This window comes from Amycolatopsis sp. NPDC051102 (assembly GCF_040682815.1).
Classification (GTDB): domain Bacteria; phylum Actinomycetota; class Actinomycetes; order Mycobacteriales; family Pseudonocardiaceae; genus Amycolatopsis.
In genome coordinates this window covers 601,327-620,829 of sequence record NZ_JBFBBT010000003.1, presented here as the reverse complement: position 1 = coordinate 620,829, position 19,503 = coordinate 601,327, and the positions used below count along the sequence as shown (strand labels likewise).

General features: G+C 71.2%; 16 protein-coding genes. 5 read left to right on the top strand and 11 right to left on the bottom strand.

What is annotated here, in order from left to right; all coding sequences use genetic code 11:
* Positions 1 to 2 precede the first annotated feature (2 nt).
* From AB0M93_RS13465 to AB0M93_RS13440, 6 genes are all read right to left on the bottom strand, one after another.
* Complete coding sequence (locus tag AB0M93_RS13465; RefSeq protein ID WP_364272338.1) at positions 3 to 2,915, bottom strand: hypothetical protein; 2,913 nt, start codon at positions 2,913 to 2,915, stop codon at positions 3 to 5.
* A gap of 144 nt (positions 2,916 to 3,059) precedes the next feature.
* Positions 3,060 to 3,752 carry a hypothetical protein gene (locus AB0M93_RS13460; protein WP_364272335.1) on the bottom strand — a complete coding sequence of 231 codons (693 nt, stop codon included), beginning with the start codon at positions 3,750 to 3,752 and terminating at the stop codon, positions 3,060 to 3,062.
* Positions 3,753 to 3,907: 155 nt separating this feature from the next.
* The gene (locus tag AB0M93_RS13455; RefSeq protein ID WP_364272332.1) at positions 3,908 to 5,620 is read right to left on the bottom strand and encodes a trehalase family glycosidase; all 1,713 of its coding nucleotides are present in this window, start codon (positions 5,618 to 5,620) and stop codon (positions 3,908 to 3,910) included.
* Between the two features lie 24 nt (positions 5,621 to 5,644).
* Positions 5,645 to 6,454, bottom strand: coding sequence for a carbohydrate ABC transporter permease (locus AB0M93_RS13450; RefSeq protein WP_364272329.1), 810 nt, complete (start codon positions 6,452 to 6,454; stop codon positions 5,645 to 5,647).
* Positions 6,451 to 7,395, bottom strand: a complete 945-nt coding sequence (locus tag AB0M93_RS13445; RefSeq protein ID WP_364272327.1) for a sugar ABC transporter permease — start codon at positions 7,393 to 7,395, stop codon at positions 6,451 to 6,453. Before AB0M93_RS13445 ends, AB0M93_RS13450 begins: the two co-directional genes overlap by 4 nt.
* An 8-nt stretch (positions 7,396 to 7,403) precedes the next feature.
* Positions 7,404 to 8,630 (bottom strand): ABC transporter substrate-binding protein, encoded by a 1,227-nt coding sequence (locus AB0M93_RS13440; RefSeq protein WP_364272325.1) that lies wholly within the window; start codon positions 8,628 to 8,630, stop codon positions 7,404 to 7,406.
* Here AB0M93_RS13440 and AB0M93_RS13435 point away from each other — a divergent pair.
* Together AB0M93_RS13435 and AB0M93_RS13430 are read left to right on the top strand one after the other, a co-directional pair.
* Positions 8,619 to 9,800, top strand: coding sequence for a LacI family DNA-binding transcriptional regulator (locus AB0M93_RS13435; protein ID WP_364272322.1), 1,182 nt, complete (start codon positions 8,619 to 8,621; stop codon positions 9,798 to 9,800). The genes AB0M93_RS13440 and AB0M93_RS13435 overlap by 12 nt on opposite strands.
* A 380-nt stretch (positions 9,801 to 10,180) precedes the next feature.
* Complete coding sequence (locus AB0M93_RS13430) at positions 10,181 to 10,324, top strand: hypothetical protein (protein ID WP_364272319.1); 144 nt, start codon at positions 10,181 to 10,183, stop codon at positions 10,322 to 10,324.
* 3 nt (positions 10,325 to 10,327) lie between these two features.
* On the opposite strand, the gene AB0M93_RS13425 is transcribed toward AB0M93_RS13430, so the two are convergent.
* The 4 genes from AB0M93_RS13425 to AB0M93_RS13410 form a co-directional block, all read right to left on the bottom strand.
* Complete coding sequence (locus AB0M93_RS13425; protein ID WP_364272316.1) at positions 10,328 to 11,566, bottom strand: GDSL-type esterase/lipase family protein; 1,239 nt, start codon at positions 11,564 to 11,566, stop codon at positions 10,328 to 10,330.
* 28 nt (positions 11,567 to 11,594) lie between these two features.
* A complete protein-coding gene (locus AB0M93_RS13420; protein ID WP_364272313.1) occupies positions 11,595 to 12,560 on the bottom strand; it encodes an arabinan endo-1,5-alpha-L-arabinosidase in 966 nt (321 codons plus the stop codon).
* Positions 12,561 to 12,638: 78 nt separating this feature from the next.
* Positions 12,639 to 14,192 (bottom strand): alpha-L-arabinofuranosidase B, encoded by a 1,554-nt coding sequence (locus tag AB0M93_RS13415; RefSeq protein WP_364272310.1) that lies wholly within the window; start codon positions 14,190 to 14,192, stop codon positions 12,639 to 12,641.
* A gap of 240 nt (positions 14,193 to 14,432) precedes the next feature.
* Entirely contained in the window at positions 14,433 to 14,819 is a 387-nt protein-coding gene (locus AB0M93_RS13410; protein WP_364272889.1) for a helix-turn-helix domain-containing protein, read from the bottom strand.
* A 143-nt stretch (positions 14,820 to 14,962) separates the two neighbouring features.
* Here AB0M93_RS13410 and AB0M93_RS13405 point away from each other — a divergent pair, with 143 nt between their 5' ends.
* Positions 14,963 to 15,820 (top strand): SDR family oxidoreductase, encoded by an 858-nt coding sequence (locus AB0M93_RS13405; protein ID WP_364272307.1) that lies wholly within the window; start codon positions 14,963 to 14,965, stop codon positions 15,818 to 15,820.
* Positions 15,821 to 15,847: 27 nt separating this feature from the next.
* Here AB0M93_RS13405 and AB0M93_RS13400 read toward each other — a convergent pair whose 3' ends face one another.
* Positions 15,848 to 16,072 (bottom strand): hypothetical protein, encoded by a 225-nt coding sequence (locus AB0M93_RS13400; protein ID WP_364272305.1) that lies wholly within the window; start codon positions 16,070 to 16,072, stop codon positions 15,848 to 15,850.
* A gap of 216 nt (positions 16,073 to 16,288) precedes the next feature.
* Here AB0M93_RS13400 and AB0M93_RS13395 point away from each other — a divergent pair, with 216 nt between their 5' ends.
* On the top strand, positions 16,289 to 17,155 hold the full coding sequence (locus tag AB0M93_RS13395) for a manganese catalase family protein (RefSeq protein ID WP_364272302.1): 867 nt from the start codon (positions 16,289 to 16,291) through the stop codon (positions 17,153 to 17,155).
* 144 nt (positions 17,156 to 17,299) lie between these two features.
* Positions 17,300 to 19,486, top strand: a complete 2,187-nt coding sequence (gene glgX / locus AB0M93_RS13390; RefSeq protein ID WP_364272299.1) for a glycogen debranching protein GlgX — start codon at positions 17,300 to 17,302, stop codon at positions 19,484 to 19,486.
* Positions 19,487 to 19,503 lie beyond the last annotated feature (17 nt).

Here is a 19,503-nt window from a genome sequence, read left to right as displayed (position 1 = left end):
CCTTAACCGGCCACGGCGGCGCGCTCGCGGTCATCGGCAGGTTGTCCGGGCTTCCCGCAGCCACCGGCCGAGGTCCGCCGGCGGCTCGGCCTGCATGGCCGCGTCGCGCTGGACGTCGAGGTCCTCGATCGCGAGCGCCGAGAGCGACCAGGCCAGCGGGGCCTCGACCCCGGCGATTTCGCCGGCCGGACGGCGACGAACCGGCTGCCCCCGGATCCGAGCCCGCACGCCGGCCCGGCGCGGCCCGGGACCGGCCCGGTGAACGCCGCCCGCGCCCGCTGCTCGGCGATCAGGTCGTCGAGCTGGTCGGTGCGGTCCCTGGTGCTGGGCGGGACGAACAGTTCCTGGGTCCGCGCGGGCGGCACCGCCGACGCGACGGTCCGGTAGTGGTTGTCCAGCATGACGAAGACCGGTACGACGGTCGCTCCCGCCCCGGTCCGGTTGTGGGCGGCGACGAGCGGCTCCAGCCGTTGCCAGAGGGCGAGCATCGAGTCGATGCCCGTGTTGTCCGCGTAGCCGCCGTCGACGTCCGCGATGCGCGCGCCGTCGTCGCAGCGGTAGAGCTGGGCTGACGGCGAAACGTACGGGAAGCGGGCCGACAGCAGCGCCGCGGTCGACCGGCTGAGGGTCCCGGCCGGCTTGCCTGCCCGATCGCACACGTAGTCGAGCAGGTCCGCGGTGGCCGGTGCCCCGGCGCCGGCGGCGATCGCGCCGCAGACGTCCCCGCGCTGCACCAGCCGCAACGCGGAGATGTTCAGCCGGCAACCGCTTTCGACCTGGGTGCCGGTCAGCAGGAGCAGCGGGTCCTGGGTGAAGAAGTCCTGCGCCAGCGCGGGCTGGCTGCGTTCCCAGCGTTCCTCGAGCCGCCGGGCCCGGTCGGGGCCGGGGAAGCCGACGACCGCGCGGGCCAGGTCGACGGTCAGCATCCAGGCGAAGGGATCGCTCAGGTAGTCGTGGGCGAGCAGCGCCTGCCGGTACCAGTCGGCGGTGCCGCCGCCGAGCGCGGCGACCCACTCTGTGTTGCCCAGACTGCCACCCGAAGCACCGCCGAGGGCGAACACCGCCGACGCCTTCGTCCCGCCCGGGCAACCGGGCCGGGCGCGCTCGGTGCCGACGAGCCGGGTGAGCGAGGAAGCCGTCCAGTAGGCGGCACGCTGGCCGCCGCCCGGGCTCGCCACCAGCACCAGCGGGACCACGCCGGACTTCCGGTCGACGCAGTTCGCGCCCTTCCACTGCGTCCACCGCGTGCCCAGGTCGGCTCCCGCGCCGGCCGGCGCGGGACCAGCGGTGTGGTACGCGGCGTGCGACGAGCCGTCGTTGAGCGGGCCCAGGCTGCTCACCACGAAGACGACCACGAGCAGCAGGCTCGCCGGCGTCCTCGAAAAGCCGAGGAACAACAGGCCCGACGGCACCTTGTACCGCTCGGTCAGCCGTTGCAGCTCGGTCAGCGCGAGCAGCGCGAGGCTCAAGAACGCCGCGGTGACCGGCAGCGCCGAGAAAGCGGGGAGGTCGGTGACGATCGCGAGCACGAGGACCAGCACCGGGTAGGCCACGGCCACCAGCACGAGCAGCCACTGGAAGACGCTCAGCCCGGGATTCTCCTCGGCCGCCACCGGGCTGGCCGAGTCGGCCTTTCGCAGCAGGCGGATTCCGAGGACAGCGACGAAGGGCGTCAGGAAGAAGGCGACGGCGAGGACGATCACCGCGACCTTGAACGGGCCTGTCCACGCTCGCCCCGCGGCCGGCAGCACGAACATCACCGGCGTGAACGCGGTCACCGCCGCGGCCGTCAGCGCGACCATCGGGACCACCGCGAAACCCCGGGCCAGCGCGCGGATCCGGTTGCGCTGCGCGGCGGGCGGACGCCCGGCGTCCCGGCGGCGCTTGTTTTCGGCCGCCCCTTCGCTTTCGGCCACCACGATCTCGGGTTCACCCGCGCTCGACCGATCCCACCACAGGCCGAGCAGGCCCAGCGCCCCCGCCACGATCGCGAGGCCGTACAACGGTTTCCACCCCGACAGCGCCGCGGCGAAGGCGACGGCGAGGCCGACGACGAGCAGCAGGCAGGACGGCACCCCGGCCGACGCCTGCGACCACCGGCTCAGCACCAGCCGCCGGGTCGTCCACCACACCACGCCGCCGAGCTGGAGGACGCCGAAGGCCGCCACCGCGGGAGTCCACGGGAATGCCCCGTCGTCGGCCCAGCGCCGGACGAGGTCGGACACCTGCCCGGTCGGCTCGAACAGGACGAGCACGGCGAACAGGCCGGCGGCGGCCACGGCGAGCCGCAGCCGCCAGAGGGACCGGCCGAGGACCCGCAGCCGGTTCCGGAGTTCCGCCCGGAACGCACCCGACCGGAGCCATTCCACGACGGACCAGGCCACGAGGAGGATCCCGCCGAACTTGACGACCGTGCACGCGTACGCGACGACGACCAGCACGGTGCCGGCGCGCACGCCCGGCGAGCCGACCTGGAGGTAGAGCGCCAGGCGCGTCACGTTTTCGGCGAGGTCCGCCACCCCGATCACGCAGACGAGCACGGTCCGGCCCCGGGCGGTCAAGGTGGTGAGGAAGTGCAGCGGCGAAAGCGAATACGGCGCGGCGACGCCGGCGAATTCCTGCACGCGTTTGTACAGTTCCCGCAGCAGCAGGACGTACCCGGCGATGAAGACGAGGTCGACGGCGAAGTAGGCCAGCATCACGGCCGTGACCAGGCCGCGCGCCGGTCCCGGGGCCGCCCAGGTCTGCAGCAGCGCGGTGGTCCGGTCGACCACCCCGGCGGGACTGCCCCAGGCGATCGACTCGACGTCACCGGAAACGAGGCCGTCGACCTGCACGCCACCGAGCAGCCCGTTCATCGCGCGCAACGCGAACCAGAGGGCCACCGACACGACGAACCACCTGACCACCGGCATGGCACCTCCTCACGGCTCTTTGAAGAGGTACTCGCCCGGTTGCGCGCCAGGGTTACGCCGGATCGCGTATTGGGTCTGTTCGGGTGAACGCGGACCGGGGCCGGGCCGCCCGGATCGGACGGCCCGGCCCCGGGTACCCGGCGGTCAGGAGGCGGAGACGGAGTAACTGTTCGACGTGAAGTTCAGGCCGCCCGAGGACGACGTGATCTCGAACCCGAACTGCACCTCGCCCAGGGTCACGTCCCCGAACCAGCCGCGGGCCTTGATCCAGTTCAGCACGGCCAGCACGTCGACCGTGCTCGCGTTCGTGTTCGACGTGCGCAGGAACGAGAACACCGCGTTGGACCCGTTCGATCCCTTGTAGACGTCCCAGGCGTGGCCGCCGACGCTCACCGTCGTCTGCTTGCTGCCGATCGGGCCGACCGCGCCCTGCTTGTTCATCCACAGCATGATTTCGTAGGCGTTGTTGTTCGCCCAGATGTCATAGGCCGTCTCGTATGCGCCGCTGCCCGGGCGGCCGACGTCGAAGCTGCTGGAGACCTGGCGCAGTGAACTGAGTGTGCGGCCGACGTTCTTCGCCGAATGCGGATACGACTTGACGCCGCCGGTGTTCGGGTGGTTCGCCCACACTCCCCAGTTGCTGTAGGAGTTCGCCCAGATCGTCTGGGGGCCTGCCCCGCTGCCCCAGACGTCGTTGCGGACGGTGTACCCGCCGTTGGACCAGGTCGCCCACTTGTCCGAAGACGACCAGGTGGCCGCTTCGGCGACCCCGGCGGTGGTGGCCACCACGGCGGCCGCGGTCAGTGACACGAGCAGGGAGCGCACAACGTTGTGCATCGGTTCGTCCTTTCCCGGAAATCGAACGGGATTGGGACGACTATTGCAGGACGGTTGTCCACCGGTCAAGATCCGGTTCGTTACTCACCACCATTCGGACAATGGTATCGATGATTTCAACCGGACCACCCGTCGATGTGGTCGAACAAACCGGATTATTCCTTTCCGGAAAGCGTTTCCCGCGCTTCGGCGTCCCCGGCGAGCAGGAGGTAGGCCGCCGCCGTCCACGTGTAGGCGCGGTCGCGCAGGCCGTCCCCGGTCAGCGCGTCGAAGTTCTCGGCGAACCCGGATTTCTCGCACACCGCGCGGAACCGCGCGCTGACGCGGTCGGCGAGGTCCACCGCACCGGCACGGCGGAGGCCGTCCTCGATCAGCACGGTGGCGGGCGCCCACACCGGCCCGCGCCAGTAGCCGTCCGCCTCGTAACAGGCGGACTCGGGCCGTTCGGTGGCCAGCCCGATGCCGGTGAGGTGCTCCTCGAGCCCGGTCACGAGCTTGTCCCGGACCTCCGGCGGCAGGTGTTCCCCGAGCACGACCGGCATGAGTTCGAGCAGGCTCGCGCTGCTCTGCACCGCGCCGGTCGTCGCCGAGCGGCTGACGAACTTCGTGCCGTCCCAGAGCTCGTCCAGCAGCGCCGCCCGCATGCCGTCCGCTTCGGCGCGCCACCGCGCGGCCGCGCCGGAGTCGCCGAGTTCGGTGGCCAGCACGGCCAGTTCCGTCAGCTGCAGCACCAGGAAGGCCGCCAGGTCGGGCGTCTGCACGAGCCGCTGCCGGGCGAACGGCGTCGCATTGTCCCAGCCGCTGTCGTTGCCGTGTTCGTAGTGGGCCACCGGCCGGCCGGGCACCCGGCGGTGGTCGAGCCAGAACGACGTCCACGCCGCCAGCTGCCGGTAGGCGAGCCCGGGGTCCGGCAGGCCGCCGGGCAGACGGCCGCGCAGGCGGCTCAGCGCCCAGCCGTGGATGGGCGGCTTGACGAAGTTGCGCAACACCTCGGCGTGGGTGATCGAGTCGGGCAGCGCGCCCCGGTCGTCCTGGTGGTCGAACACCACCTGGAACTGGTGCCAGGCCAGCTCGGGCCGGCCGCCGGCCAGCGCGAGCGCGTTGAAGCAGTGGTCCCAGCTCCACACCTTGTCCATCCAGTGCTTCGACATCAGCACGGCCGGACGGCCGACGAACCCGGACGGCGCCACGATGGCCGACCAGAGCACGTAGCAGGCGAGTTCGGCCGCCGGGGTGCGGGCACCGCGCCAGGGTGCGACCTCGTCGGCGAAGCTGTCGAAGGCAGCCTGGGCGGCGGTGACCACTTCGTCGAACGCCATCGACGGCACATACGGCTCCTGGGCACCGGGCAGCTCCTCCAGCACGACTTCCCAGGCGTCCCCGCTCACCACGACGGCGCGCTCGGCGGTCCCGAGCGCTTCGGCACCGACGTGCCGCACGTGTCCGGAAAGGACGGTGACGCGGTAGCGGTGCCCGGTTTCGTAGGAGGTGAAGACGGCGGACCCGTCGACCGGATCGGCGAAGAAGTACGTGCCGGTGAACGGGGTCAGCGTGGGCTCCGCCGCACGGATCCGCAAGGTCAGGCCGCGCCCGGCGATCCGGAGCGCCTCCGGGGCCGCGAACGCCGCGGTGATCCGCCGGTCGCCGGTCCCCCAGGTGAGCGCGGACGGCGTGGCGCCGGCCGGCACCGCCGCCCGCTTCCCGTCGTGTTCGGGAACCAGCGCCAGAACGGCGTGCATGCCGTGGCGGTGGGACACCAGGTGCAGGTCGTCGGCGTAGGTGGCTTGGGCCACCACCGGGGAGACGCCGAACCACGATCCCGGGTGGCTGAAGGGGATCTCCCGCAGCGAAAATTCGCCCGTGGGCACAGAGGCCGTCCTTTCCGAGAGGGGTCAGTCCTTGACGGCGCCCGCGGTGACGCCGGCGGCGACGAACCGCTGCGCCAGCACGAGGAGCACGGCGGCAGGCACGGAGGCGACCACCGCCGTCGCCATGATGGAGTTCCACTCCTGGTTGTTGTTGCCGATGTAGCGGTAGATGCCCAGGGTCAGCGGCCGCAGCGAGCCACCGCCGTCGAGCGTCGCCGCGAAGACGAAGTCCGACCAGGCCCACAGGAACGCGAACAACCCCGCCGTCACGACGCCGTTGCGGCTCGCGGGCAGCACCACCGACCAGAACGTGCGGACCGCGCCCGCGCCGTCGATCGTGGCCGCCTGGACGAGCTCGTCCGGTACCGAAGCCATGAACGAGGTCAGGATGAGCACGGCGAACGGCACCGCGATCGTCGAGTCGGCGAGCACCAGCCCCCAGGCGGTGTTGGTGATGCCCAGCGAGACGTAGATGCCGTAGAAGCCCAGGGCCATGATGATGCCCGGGATCATCTGGGCGACGAGCAGCACGAACCCCAGCGCCCGGCGGCCGCGCGGGCGGAGCTTGGCCAGCGCGTACGCCGACGGCGCGGCCAGGGCCAGCGTCAGCGCGACCGTCCCCAGCGCGACGAGAAGGCTGGTGGCGAAGTACGGGAGCTGCTCGTGCAGGACCCGCTCGTACCCCTCGAACGTCGGCGCCGCGGGGAACCAGTCGGGCGGCGACTTGCGCATCCGCCCGGCCGGGGTCAGCGACACGTTGACCATCCAGTAGACGGGGAACAGCATGACGGCGGTCAGGACGAGCCCCACCGCGGTGCGCCAGTGCCGGATCACGCGGCCTCCTGACGGCGCTGCGCGCGGATGTAGAGCAGGCCCGCGACCAGCGCCAGCAGGATGAGCACGTTGCCGACGGCCGCGCTGGGCCCGAACCGCGGCAGCAGGCTGCCGAACCCGAGCTGGTAGGACCAGGTCGCCAGGGTGGTCGACGACCCGCCGGGCCCGCCCCGGGTCATGATCCAGATGACGTCGAACACCTTCAGCGTGTAGACCAGCCCCAGCAGCAGGGTGATCGCCGAAACCGGGCGCAGGAGCGGGAAGGTGACGTGCCGGAACCGCTGCCACGCCCCGGCGCCGTCGAGCGACGCCGCCTCGTACACCTCGGCCGGGATGTTCTGCAGGCCGCTGTGCAGCACGACGAGGTTGAACGGCACGCCGATCCAGATGTTGGCGATGATCACCGACACCAGCGACCACGACGGCGACGTCAGCCAGTCGATGCGGCCGGCGCCGAACCAGCCCAGCACGGCGTTGACGACGCCGGACTCGCTGTTGAGCAGCCACGCCCACGTCGACCCGGAAACGATCAGCGGCAGCAGCCACGGCACCAGGAACAGGGCCCGCAGCGTCGGTCCCAGGCGGAAGTGGCGGGCGAAGAACACCGCCATCGCCAGCCCGATGCCGTACTGGAACAGCAGCGACGCGGCCGTGAAGACGAGCGTGTCGAGCAACGCCGTGCGGAAGGTCGGATCGGTGAACACCGCCGCGTAGTTGTCGAACCACACCAGCGGCGCGCCGCCGTGGACGAAGGTGCGGACCGTGTAGTTGCGCAGGCTGAGGTCGACGTTCGTGACCAGCGGATAGCCGTAGCAGAGCACGAGGTAGGCGACGAGCGGCGCGAGGAACGCCCACGCGAGCAGCTGCGGCCGCCGTCGCCGCGTCCGGCCGGGCGCTCGCGCGGCCGGCCGGACGGTGACCGGTTCCCGGATGTCCTGCACGAGCGGGCCTACTTCGCCGACGCGGCGGTCGCCTGCGCGGCCGCGAGGGCGGCGTCCGGTGCCTTCGCGCCGGTCAGCGCGGCCTGCACCGCGCCCCAGAGCGGTTCCGAGATCCGCGGGTACCGGGTGCCGAGGTTGTCGCCGGTGCGGCCTTTCGCGACCTTCACCGCGTCGACCCACACCTTCAGCTCAGGCTGCGCGGCGACCTGCTTTTCCTGCACCGAAGGCACGGCGGACACGTAGGTCAGCGCGGTGTCGGAGTCGAGCACGTTGGCCGGACTGGTCAGACAGGAGGCGATCTTGCCCGCGGTCTTTTCGGTGTCCGGGCTGCTCTGGGCGGGCACGGTGACGAACTCGCCGCCGGTGGGCGCGGGGGCCGCTCCCCCGGCCCGGGCGGGGATCGCGAGGACGCCGTAGGGGAAGCCGGCCTTCTTCGCGTTCTGCAGCTGCCAGGTGCCGTTCTCGGCGAAGGCGTACTCGCCGGTCGCGAACTCCTGCCAGCTGGTCGTCTGCGTGTTGCCGACCACCGAGTTCGGCGCGTACCCCTTGTCCAGCCAGGACTTCCACTGCGCGAGCGCGGAGACGGCGCCGGCCGAGGCCAGGTCGGTCAGGTTCGCTCCGGAGCCCCAGAACCACGGCAGGAACTGGAAGCTGCCTTCCTCGGTGCCGATGGCGGAGAACGTGATGCCCTTCTTGCCGACGGCGTGCACCTTGGCCAGCGCGGCGTCGAGCGACGCCCAGTCCCGCACCGACGCCGGGTCGACGCCGGCCGCGGTCAGCACGTTCTTGTTGTAGTAGAGGGCGAGGGTGTTCGCGCCGATCGGCACGCCGTACACCTGTCCCTTGACGTCGCCGGCGGCGAGCAGGTTCGGAGCGACCTGGGCGGCGTCCAGCCCGGTGTCCGCATTGGACTTGAGCACGCCGCCTTCGGCCAGGGTGGAGACCACGGGGTTGTCCACGACCAGGACGTTCGGCGCGGTGTTCTGCTGGGCGGCGAGCAGCACCTTGTTGGTCAGGTCGGTCGTGTCGAACGCCTGCCGCGTGACCTTGACGCCGGCTTCGGCGCCGCACTTGTCGACGACCTTCGCCCACGCGGAGCTCGCGTCGAACTGCGGGTACGGGTCCCAGACCGTGAAGGGACCCGCCGCGGGGGCCGTCCCGGCGGAGGAGCACGCGGCCAGTGTCGCCGCGGCGACGGCCGCCGACAGCAGCCGGATGATCGGGTGACGCTGCATGAGGGTCCCTTCCTGACGGCACCTGCGACGACCGTCGATTCTTCGTCGAACCGGTTCGATGACCGAGGCCGCGTCACCGTAAACCCCGCAAGCACTCCTGCGCAATACTGCGTGTACTACGATCGAACCGGTTCTGGACGACGGGTCGGGAGTGGCATGAACATCGGGGAGATCGCGCGGCGCGCGGGGGTGTCGCGCAGCACCGTGTCGTACGCGCTCAGCGGCAAGCGCCCGGTCTCGGCGGCCACCGTGCAGCGCATCAACGACGTGATCGCCGAGCTCGGCTACCGGCCCAACGCGAGCGCCCGCGCACTGGCCGAGGGCCGCACGCGCACGCTGGGCCTGGTCGTCCCCCCGGCCAGCCGCCGGCTGACCGACGTCCAGCTGGGGTTCGTCGGCAGCGTGGTCGACGCGGCCGCGGCCCACGACCTCGACGTCCTGCTCTCCCCCAGCGGCGGTGACCACGACCGGTCCTTCGAGCGCATCGTGACCGGGCGGCGCGTCGACGGCGTGATCCTGATGGAGATCCTCCTGGAGGACCCGCGGGTCGAGCGGCTGAGCCAGGCGAGCCTGCCGTTCGTGACGATCGGCCACGTCGAGCACCCGGGCGCGTCCTGGTGGGTCGACGTCGACTACGGCGGGCTGATCACCCGCTGCGTCCACCACCTCGCCGACCTCGGCCACGAGGAGGTGGTGCTCATCAGCCGGTCGGCGGAGCTGGTCGCGGCCGGCTACGGCCCGGCACTCCGCTCGGCGACGGGGTTCCTGGAGGCCACGGCGGAGCGGGGCCTGACGGCCCGCATGGTGTGCTGCGCGGACGAAGCGGCGGCGGGCCTGGCCTGCTTCGAGCAGCTCCGCACGCAGTGGCCGGGGGTGACCGCGGCGGTGACGATCAACGAGGCGGCGCTGCCGGGCGTCCAGCGCGCGCTGCACCGGGCGGGCCTGGAAGTCCCCCGGGACTTCTCCCTGACGGGAGTCATCGCGGAGCGGCTGGCGGAGGACTTCCACCCCCCGCTCACGGCGGCCGACGTCCCGGCGGCCGACCTGGGCCGGCTGGCGGTGGACCTGCTGCTGGCGCAGATCGCGGACCGGAGCGCGGAGCCCCGGCACGCACTGCTGGAGCCCCCGATCTCCCTGAGATCCAGCACGGGCGCGCGGCCACGCGGTTAGCGGGCGAAGCCCGGCGCAAGGTGGTCCGCCACCGGCACGCGGCCGGACGGCAAGCCGGGCGAACCAGAGCCCGGCCCAGCACAAGCGCGCAGCCACGCGGCCAGCCGGGCAAACCCAAGCCCGGCCCGACTCAAGGCGCCCCGCCGTGGACGAACCCGCCCGGCCCGCCCGACTCGCCACAAGCGAGTCCGCCGACCCCGGCACCCGCGATCTCGCCCGGCCTCGCCTCGGCGACCGACCGGCCCAGCGGGCTCCGGCGCCGAGGATGCGGCTACCGGCCGAACCGCTGCTGCCGTTCGGACGTTGCCGCCCGCGCTCGACCTGTCCTAAGGTGACACCATGATCGAACCGGTTCGATCATGCGTTGCGGAGAGGCTCCGATGTCCCCCATCGACCACCTGATCGTCGCGGTCCTCGGCGTGCGCCGGGCGCGCGCCCAAGAGCCGCAACCGACCCACGCCAGCCGGCCCGCGCCGGTCCGCGATCCCCGGCCGCCCAAACCGGACGCGCCCGGGCGTCCCTGACGCTTACAGGCCGAACACCCGGAGATCGATCGAGTCACCCAGGAGCCGGTCGCCGGTGGCGTTGGGGTGGTAGCAGTCGGTGCGCCAGTCCGCGCGGATCACCGTCGGGTCGGCCGGGTCGCGCAGCACCGCGTCGAAGTCGAGCACCGCGTCGAACGTGCCCGAGGTGCGGATCCACGTGTTGACCGCCAGCCGGGCCTGTTCCTTCGGGCCGCCGGCGGCGTTGCACATCGGCAGGATGGTCGCGCCGACGATCCGGCGGCCCGCCGCGTGCACCCGCCCGGCGATCGTCCGCATCGCGTCGATGACCTGCGCGGCCGGCGCCGGGGGCGCGTAGTCGCCGCCGCCGAGGTCGTTCGTCCCCTCCAGGAGCAGGACGTACCGCACGCCGGGCAGGGAAAGCACGTCCCGGTCGAGCCGGGCCGGGGCCGGCGGCCCGCAGCACTGGCCGGTCGGGTCGTACGGGTTCGGCTGCACGCTGACGGTGTTGCCGCTGATCCCGGCGTTGGCGACCGACAGCCGCCGCCCCGGCGGGCGCGTCGCGATGCGCTCGGCGAGCACGTCGGTCCAGCGCGGGCCGCCGCCGAACGCGTTGTAGCCGTCGGTGATCGAATCCCCGAGAGCGACGATCGTGCCGCGGGCGGACGACACCGCGCTGATCGCGTCCGCCCACCACAGGACGCCCGGCGCGAAGGCACCGTAGGCGCGTCCCGACTCGTCCGCCCCGGCGTCACCCGGCCCGGCCGACGCGAACGACCCCGGTGTGTCGGTCTCCGGCGGCGGGAACGTGTGGTCGTCGACCGGTGACCCCGGCGCGTACACGCTCACGGCGAGGTGGTCGCCGCGGTGCACGGACAGCGGCAGCGGATCGGTCCAGGCGCTCGCGCCCGGCGGGATCGTCACCGTGCGCCGGAAGCCGAACGTCGCCCGGCGGTTCGACCCCGGCGCCAGCGCCGGCGAACCCGCCGACGGCTGCCGCCCGACCCACACCGACCGCACCTGCAGCGGACTGGCGCCGAACGGGTTGCTCAGCCGGACGCGCAGGGCCGTCCCGCTCGCCGTCACGGTGAGCACGTTGCGGACCGTGACGTCGGGCGAGACGCCGTGCACGCCTTGGAGCGCCGACTCCGTCAGCGTGACCGAGCCCGGCAGGACACCGTCGGCGGACGCCGCGTCCGCCACAGCCGGGCTCAGCAGCGACGCGGAAACGGCCAGGACAACAGCGGTTCTGCGAAGGCGCATCCGGACGTCCTCCTCGTCGAGGTGGGGATCAGGTGACGACCGGCCAGCCGGCCGCGTCGTAGGTCAGGCGGTTGATGCCGAGCAGCGCCGCGCCGTTGTCGGCGTAGTAGTGGTAGAACAGCAGGTCTCCGTCGTTGTCGGCAAGCACGGCTTCGTGGCCCGGTCCGTGGACGCTGCCGTGGCCGGCCAGGATTTCGGTGCCGCCACCGGAGTTCATCGGCACGCCGTTGCGGTCGGCGTAGGGACCGGTGAGGCTGGTGGACCGGCCGACCATCACCCGGTAGGTGCTCGACGCGCCGCGGCAGCACAGGTCGAACGACACGTACTGGTAGTAGTACTGGCCGCGCTTGACGATGTAGGGCGCCTCGATCGCGCCGCCGCCCCGCCCGGCGATCGCCGTCATGCTGCTGCCCTGGCGCAGGCCGGTCGCGGGATCGAGCTGGATCAGCTTGATGCCGGACCAGAACGAGCCGAAGTCCAGCCACCACCGGCCCTGGTCGTCGACGACCAGGTTCGGGTCGATCGCGTTGAAGTTGTCACTGACGCGGGATTCGATCACGAGTCCCTGGTTGCTCCACGTCCCCGAAGCGCCGGACGTGCTGGTGGCCAGGAAGATCGCCGACCGGTTGGAGCCGAACGTGGAAGCCGCGTAGTACAGGTAGTAGCGGCCGTTGTGGTAGGAGATGTCCGGCGCCCACAGCGTGCGGCTGCCCCCGGTGTAGGACGTCGTCCACGGTGCGCCGCCCGGGAAAGCCGAGCCGGCGCCCGAGAAGGCGACGCGATCGGCGGACGTCTTGAGCGCGATGCCGTCCCCGGTGTACGCCACCAGGTAGCGGCCGTCCGGGCGTTTCACCACGCTCGGGTCGTGCACGCCGACGTCGCCGGTCACGCGCCCGGGATTCGGGTAGGTGGCCGCGGCGGCCACCGGAGCGGCGAGCAACGCGGCCAGAAGTGCTGTCACAGCAACGAAGAACGGGACTCGTGCGGCCGGCATGGTGCCTCCTCGGGCACGGAACGGGCCGGGCGGGAGATCATGCGCCACCGCAGTGGTGGCGCATGATCTCCGCTCGGGTCAGGACCACGGAGAGCTGACGAGCCAGCTCACGTCGTCGTTGTAGGAAGTGGCGTTGTCGAAGGTGTTCGACCCGCCGTTGGCGGCGATGTAGACGATGTTGGCGTAGTGCCGCACGTACCGGTCGGAGTAGTTGAGCGACCGCAGTGAGGCGCCCTGCCCGTTGCGGCCGGCCTCCGGGCAGAAGGTCGCATCCTGGGCGAACAGCGAACTCCCGTCGTTGGCCTGCAGGTACAGCTGGTAGTTCTGGTGCCGCAGGTACTGCCCGGGCGTGTTCTTCGACTCGAACGACACGCACGAGCCGCTGCCGAGCCCGGCCCGGACGGTCCAGGACGCGTTGCCCTTTTCGGTGGCGGAGGTGCCGCTGCCGATCACCGCGGTGTCCACTGTGGAGCCGGTGTGGTGGATGTAGCGGTCGGTGCAGCAGGCGGTGGTGGCGCGCAGCGAGACGGACGTGCCCGGCGTCAGGCCGGTGCCCGCGGAGCTGGTGGCGTAGCCGGCCGCGGTGATGTTCGCCTGCACCGCGCTTTCCGTGGCGTCAGAAGGGTAGCCGGACGTCATCACGCCTTCGTAGAAGGTGCCGCGGGCGCCGACGCTGTTGTCACCGCCGATGCCGAGGATGATCGCGCCTTCCTTCTTCATCGGGTTGTAGCCCGAGACGTTGGGCCGCACGCCGTCGTAGAAGGTCGACACACCACCGGACTGGGCGTTGCCGCCACGGATGGCCCAGTGGTTGGGGCCGCCCTTGACGATGGCGGTCAGGAAGCGGTGGCTGATGCTCGGGTCGTTGGCGTTGTAGTGCTGGTTGACGCCGGAGAACAGGCCGTTCTCCAGGTCGGCCATGATCCACGGGCCGTTCCCGCTGCCGTAGCCCCAGACCTTGATGTTGCCGAAGTAGATGGCTTCCATGGTGCCGTTGCCGTTGTCACGGCTGTTGCGTTCGGCGTTGCCGTAGTCGAAGCAACAGCCGCCGTTGTAGTGCGTGCCGTCGAAGATGGCGTACATGCCTTCGGGCTGGTCGCCGGTGGCGATGCCGTTGGTGTTGTTGTTGCGGTAGCCGGTACCGGGCGCCACGTAGACGCCGTAGGCCTTGTGGCCGCCGACGGTGATCGGCGCCGCGGTGGCGTTGGCGAGGTTGTCGTACCCGCCCGCGGCCGGCCCCTGGAACCCGCCCGGCGGTGCCTGCGTGAGGCGGTTATTCCGGCCGGTCTGGTCGTAGATGACCGTGATGAGGCAGGTCGTTCCGGCGCAGAACGAATCCTGGGTGGCGGCGTTGGCGACCCCGCCCGCGCTCAACGGCGCGATGTCACGGGTGGCGCTGTCGGACGCGCGCCTGACCTGGTACAGCGGGCCGTTGTAGGCACCGTACAACGCCCGGGTCGTCGAATGCGCGGCCACGCACGGCGTGCCGCCGGCCGCGTAGATGTCGCAAGGACCCTGGGTCGCCGCCTGCGAGGTGCCGCCACCGACCAGCAGACCGGTGACGAGGGTGGCGGCCGCGAGGACGGCGGAGGCGATGGCGCGGGGACGGGCGGTTCTCGGCTGTCGTGCCATGGGTGATCTCCTGGTGCGGTACGGAAATCGTCGAATCGACAGGTGCGCGGGCCGGCGACGTTGCCAACCTCCTCCTCGATCACCGACACGCTGGAACGGCACAGGCGGAGCGATTGTGAGCGCTAACATAACGCCCGGACCGGCCCAGTGCAATGGGGGATTTTCCCACCGGAGAGCGTTCGATACTTTCGAGTTGCCGCCCGGACCCCTTGTCCCGCAACGAGATTCGGGCGTCGGCGGTCAGGCGCCTTTCGCCTCGTCGTACCGGGCCTGCGCCGCCATCACGGCGGGCACACCGGCCTCGAGCACCTCGATCAGGGCCAGCAGCCGCTCGGCGACCTCCCGCCCGGCGGGCGTGAGGCTGTACTCCACGTGCGGCGGGATCGTCGGACGCGCTTCCCGGTGCACGAAGCCGTCGCGCTCGAGTGCCTGCAGCGTTTGGGCGAGCATCTTCTCGCTGACCCCCTGCACCCGGCGGCGCAGCGCGTTGAACCGGAAGACGCCGTCGTGGAGCGCGGCGAGGGCGAGCACGCCCCACCGGCCGGTGACGTGATCCAGCACGGCCCGGGACGCGCACGCGGCACTGAAGACGTCGGCGACCAGCGCGTCGTGCTCGGCGTCGGGCACGCCGTCCCCTCGTTGTCCGTCCACGCCTTGATACTACCTAACAGTTCGCACGATGGATGTGACAGCACTAACAATGAGTTGGTACTTTCTAAAAGTTAGTACATGCTCGCAGGACCAGATACTTGAATCTTCAAGGAGTTCTCATGATCGTCGTCACCGGCGCCACCGGCCACCTCGGCAAGCTCGTCGTCGAAGGCCTGCTCGAGAAGCTGCCCGCCGACCGGGTCGTCGCCGCGGCCCGCACCCCGGAGAAGGCCGCCGGTCTGGCCGAACGCGGCGTCGAGGTCCGCCGCGCGGACTACACCGACCCCGAAAGCCTGGTCACCGCGTTCAAGGGCGCCGACAAGGTGCTGCTGGTTTCGGGCAGCGAAGTCGGTCAGCGCGTCGCGCAGCACCGGGCGGTCATCGAAGCGGCCAAGCAGGCCGGTGTCCGGCACCTCGTCTACACCAGCGCACCCCAGGCGACGACGTCCACGCTCGTGCTGGCCCCGGAGCACAAGGCGACCGAAGAGCTGATCCAGGCCTCCGGCCTGCCCGCCACGATCCTGCGCAACAACTGGTACAACGAAAACTACGCCGACACGATCAAGCAAGCGGCCGCGACGGGCAGCTTCGCCGGCAGCGCGGGCGAAGGACGCGTCGCCAGCGCCACCCGCGCCGACTACGCCGCGGCCGCGGTCGCCGTGCTCACCGGCGAAGGCCACGAAGGCCGGATCTACGAGCTCGCCGGGGACGTCACCTGGTCGAACGCGGACCTCGCCGCCGAGATCGGCAAGGCCACCGGCCGCGAGGTCACCTACGTCGACCTGCCGGCCGACGAGCACGCCAAGGTGCTCGCCGAGGCGGGCCTGCCCGAGCCGGTCATCGGCTTCCTCGTGGCCCTGGACGCCGACATCAAGGACGGCTTGCTCGCCGAAACCACCGGCGACCTCCGCGCCCTCATCGGCCGCCCGAGCACCCCGATCGGCGTGACCGTGGCCGAGCTCGCCGGCACGCACTGATCCCGCCGCGGAGCCGCCCGGCCGTGGTCACCCGGGCCGGCCGGGTGGCTTCCGCCGCGAAACGCTGGTCTCCCGCAACGGCGGCTGCCACACCCGGGCACCGGGGTCCTCGCCGTCGTCACCGGGCTGGTCGAGCGGGTCGGTCCCGTTCTGCCAGCGAGCCCAGTGAGCCGCGCACATCCTCCGCCAGAGGGCCGGCTCGTCGCACTGGTACCGCCGGCAGGTCGGTACCCGCTCCTGGTGATCGCTCACGTATCGCTCCACTCGCCTTCGAACGTTCCGCGTTCAACTACCACAGCGACGGTGGCGTTGTCGATCCTCGGCCGCCCTCGGCGACCGCACCGGTGCCCACCGTGGCGAGCGGGGCCGGACGGTCCGGATCGCCGTGGTTAACCCTCCGCTAACCGGGAAAGCCCCTTGGACCGCCGGCCCCCGCCGGTGCCACCCCCGACGACGGAGGGAATCCTCGTGTTCCGTCACACGAAGCTGCTGCAGTTCGAAGCCAAGCCCGAAAAGCCCGACCCCGTCTACGCCCACAAGCTCCAGGAGCTCATCGGCGGCGCGTTCGGTGAGATGACCGTGACGATGCAGTACCTGTTCCAGGGCTGGAACTGCCGCATCGAAGGCAAGTACAAAGACCTCATCATGGACACCGCCACCGAAGAAATCGGCCACGTCGAAATGCTCGCCACCATGGTCGCCCGGCTGCTGGAAGGCGCGCCCGCCACTGCCACCGCCGAAGCGGTCAAGGACCCGGTGATGGCCGCGATGATCGGCGGGATGGACGTCCAGCAGGCCATCGTCGCCGGTGGTGGGGCGCTGCCCGCCGACAGCAACGGCTACCCCTGGAACGGCCGGTACATCATCGCCTCCGGCAACCTGCTCGCCGACTTCCGCGCCAACGCCGCGGCCGAGGCGCAGGGCCGGCTGCAGACCGCGCGGCTGTACAACATGACCGACGACCCCGGCGTCAAGGCGATGCTCAAGTTCAACCTCGCCCGCGACACCGTCCACCAGAAGCAGTGGCTGGCCGCCATCGAAGAGCTCAAGGCCGACGGGCTCGAAGGCGACATCGTCCCCGACGCCCTGCTCGACGAAGAGGACCAGACCCACAACCACACGATCTGGCACCTCTCCGACGGCCCCGACGGCGCCAAGGGATCGAGCTGGACCACCGACGCGGGCATCGAGTACCTGATGGACCCCGACCCCCTCGGCGGCCCCGGCACCGCGCCGAAGCCCGACCCGGCCCTCTACGGCACCTACGCGCCTCTGCAGGACGCCAAGGGCACGGCCAAGGGCAAGGCCAAGGCAGTCAAGAACAAGCTGACCTGACGCCGCCGGCGATCGGCGCGGGACCGCGGGGCACCGCGGTCCCGCGCCGGGTGGTGCGTCCGGGTGAGGAGGGCGACGTCACGGTGTCCGGCGTCGCCCGGCTGGGTATCCCGGCCGGAGATCACTCGCACCTGTGGAGGCCCAGTGCAGCCTTGGCCCGGTTCCCCCTACCCGCTCGGAGCCGATTACGACGGCGTCGGCACCAATTTCGCGCTCTTCTCCGAGGTCGCCGACCGCGTCGACCTGTGCCTGTTCGCCCCGGACGGAACCGAGACCCGGATCCGGCTGCCGGAGGTCGACGGCTTCGTCCACCACGGCTACCTGACCGGGATCGGCCCCGGCCAGGAGTACGGCTTCCGCATCCACGGACCCCACGACCCCGCCCGCGGGCTGCGCTGCAACCCCGCCAAGCTGCTGCTGGACCCGTACGCCAAGGCGGTCACCGGCCGGGTCGACTGGGACGAGTCCGTGTTCGGCTACCGGTTCGGCCGGCCCGAGGAGCGCAACGACGACGACTCGGCGGCGCACACGGTCCGCGCGGTCGTGGTCAACCCGTACTTCGACTGGGCCAACGACCGGCCACCGAACGTGCCGTACAACGAGAGCGTCATCTACGAGGCCCACGTCCGCGGGCTGACCAAGCTCCACCCGGACATCCCGGAGGAGCTGCGTGGGACGTACTCGGGGCTGGCGCACCCGGTGATGATCGAGTACCTCAAGACCCTCGGCGTGACGGCGGTCGAGCTGATGCCGGTCCACCAGTTCCTGCACGACCACGCCCTCACCGAGCGCGGCCTGGCCAACTACTGGGGCTACAACACGATCGCCTTCTTCGCGCCGCACAACGAGTACGCGGCCTCGATCATGCCCGCGACGCCGGGCAGCGAGGTGCACGAGTTCAAGGCGATGGTGCGGACCCTGCACGAGGCGGGGATCGAGGTCATCCTCGACGTCGTCTACAACCACACCGCCGAGGGCAACCACCTCGGGCCGACGCTGTCCATGCGCGGCATCGACAACCAGGCGTACTACCGGCTGGTCGAGTCCGACCCGCAGTACTACATGGACTACACCGGCACCGGCAACTCGCTCAACGTGCGCCAGCCGCACACCCTGCAGCTCATCATGGACTCGCTGCGGTACTGGGTCACCGAGATGCACGTCGACGGCTTCCGGTTCGACCTCGCCGCCACCCTGGCCCGCGAGTTCTACGACGTCGACCGGCTGGCCACGTTCTTCGACCTGGTCCAGCAGGACCCGGTGGTGAGCCAGGTGAAGCTCATCGCCGAACCCTGGGACGTCGGCCCCGGTGGCTACCAGGTCGGCAACTTCCCGCCGCTGTGGACCGAGTGGAACGGCGCCTACCGGGACACCGTCCGCGACTTCTGGCGCGGCGAACCGGCGACGCTGGGCGAGTTCGCCTCACGCATCACGGGCTCGTCGGACCTCTACCAGAGCGACGGCCGCCGCCCGTTCGCGTCGATCAACTTCGTCACCGCGCACGACGGCTTCACGCTGCACGACCTGGTGTCCTACAACGAAAAGCACAACGAGGCCAACGGCGAAGACGGCCGCGACGGCGCCGACGACAACCGGTCGTGGAACTGCGGCGCGGAGGGCCCGACCGAGGACGAGAAGATCCTCGACCTGCGGGCGCGCCAGCGCCGCAACATGATCGCCACGCTGCTGCTGTCCCAGGGCGTGCCGATGATCCTGCACGGCGACGAGTTCGGCCGCACCCAGCAGGGCAACAACAACGCCTACTGCCAGGACAACGAGCTGTCGTGGGTGGACTGGTCGCAGCTGGAGCACAACCGGGAGCTGTTCGAGTTCACCTCGGCGGTCGTCGACCTCCGCCACCAGCACCCGGTGTTCCGCCGCCGCCGGTTCTTCGCCGGCCGCCCGATCCGCCGCGGCGACGAACTGCGCGACATCGCCTGGTTCACCCCGGCCGGCGAGGAGATGACGGACCAGGACTGGGAAGCCGGCTTCGGCCGCAGCATCATGGTCTTCCTCAACGGCACGGCGATCCCCGACCTCGACGCCCGCGGCGAGCGGGTGGTGGACGACTCGTTCCTGCTGTGCTTCAACGCCCACGACGACGACATCACGATGACGGTCCCCGACGGCGAGTACGGCGCGGAGTGGGCGATCGTGCTCGACTCGGCGACGGGCGAGGTGTTCCACCGGTCGGTCGGCGGCGTCCTGGTCGGCGGCGTGGCCGGCGACCAGCTGGCGACGCCGCGCACGGTGCCGGGCAACGGCACGCTGGTGGTGCCGGGCCGCGCCCTCACCGTGCTGCTGCGGACCGGGGAAAGCGAAACCCGGTGAAGCCGGGACGCCGGCGG

Coding starts and splice junctions, on each gene's coding strand:
- AB0M93_RS13465 (WP_364272338.1), bottom strand. CDS start 2,915: ATGCCGGTGGTCAGGTGGTTCGTCGTGTCGGTGGCCCTCTGGTTCGCG.
- AB0M93_RS13460 (WP_364272335.1), bottom strand. CDS start 3,752: ATGCACAACGTTGTGCGCTCCCTGCTCGTGTCACTGACCGCGGCCGCC.
- AB0M93_RS13440 (WP_364272325.1), bottom strand. CDS start 8,630: ATGCAGCGTCACCCGATCATCCGGCTGCTGTCGGCGGCCGTCGCCGCG.
- AB0M93_RS13430 (WP_364272319.1), top strand. CDS start 10,181: ATGTCCCCCATCGACCACCTGATCGTCGCGGTCCTCGGCGTGCGCCGG.
- AB0M93_RS13425 (WP_364272316.1), bottom strand. CDS start 11,566: ATGCGCCTTCGCAGAACCGCTGTTGTCCTGGCCGTTTCCGCGTCGCTG.
- AB0M93_RS13420 (WP_364272313.1), bottom strand. CDS start 12,560: ATGCCGGCCGCACGAGTCCCGTTCTTCGTTGCTGTGACAGCACTTCTG.
- AB0M93_RS13415 (WP_364272310.1), bottom strand. CDS start 14,192: ATGGCACGACAGCCGAGAACCGCCCGTCCCCGCGCCATCGCCTCCGCC.
- AB0M93_RS13405 (WP_364272307.1), top strand. CDS start 14,963: ATGATCGTCGTCACCGGCGCCACCGGCCACCTCGGCAAGCTCGTCGTC.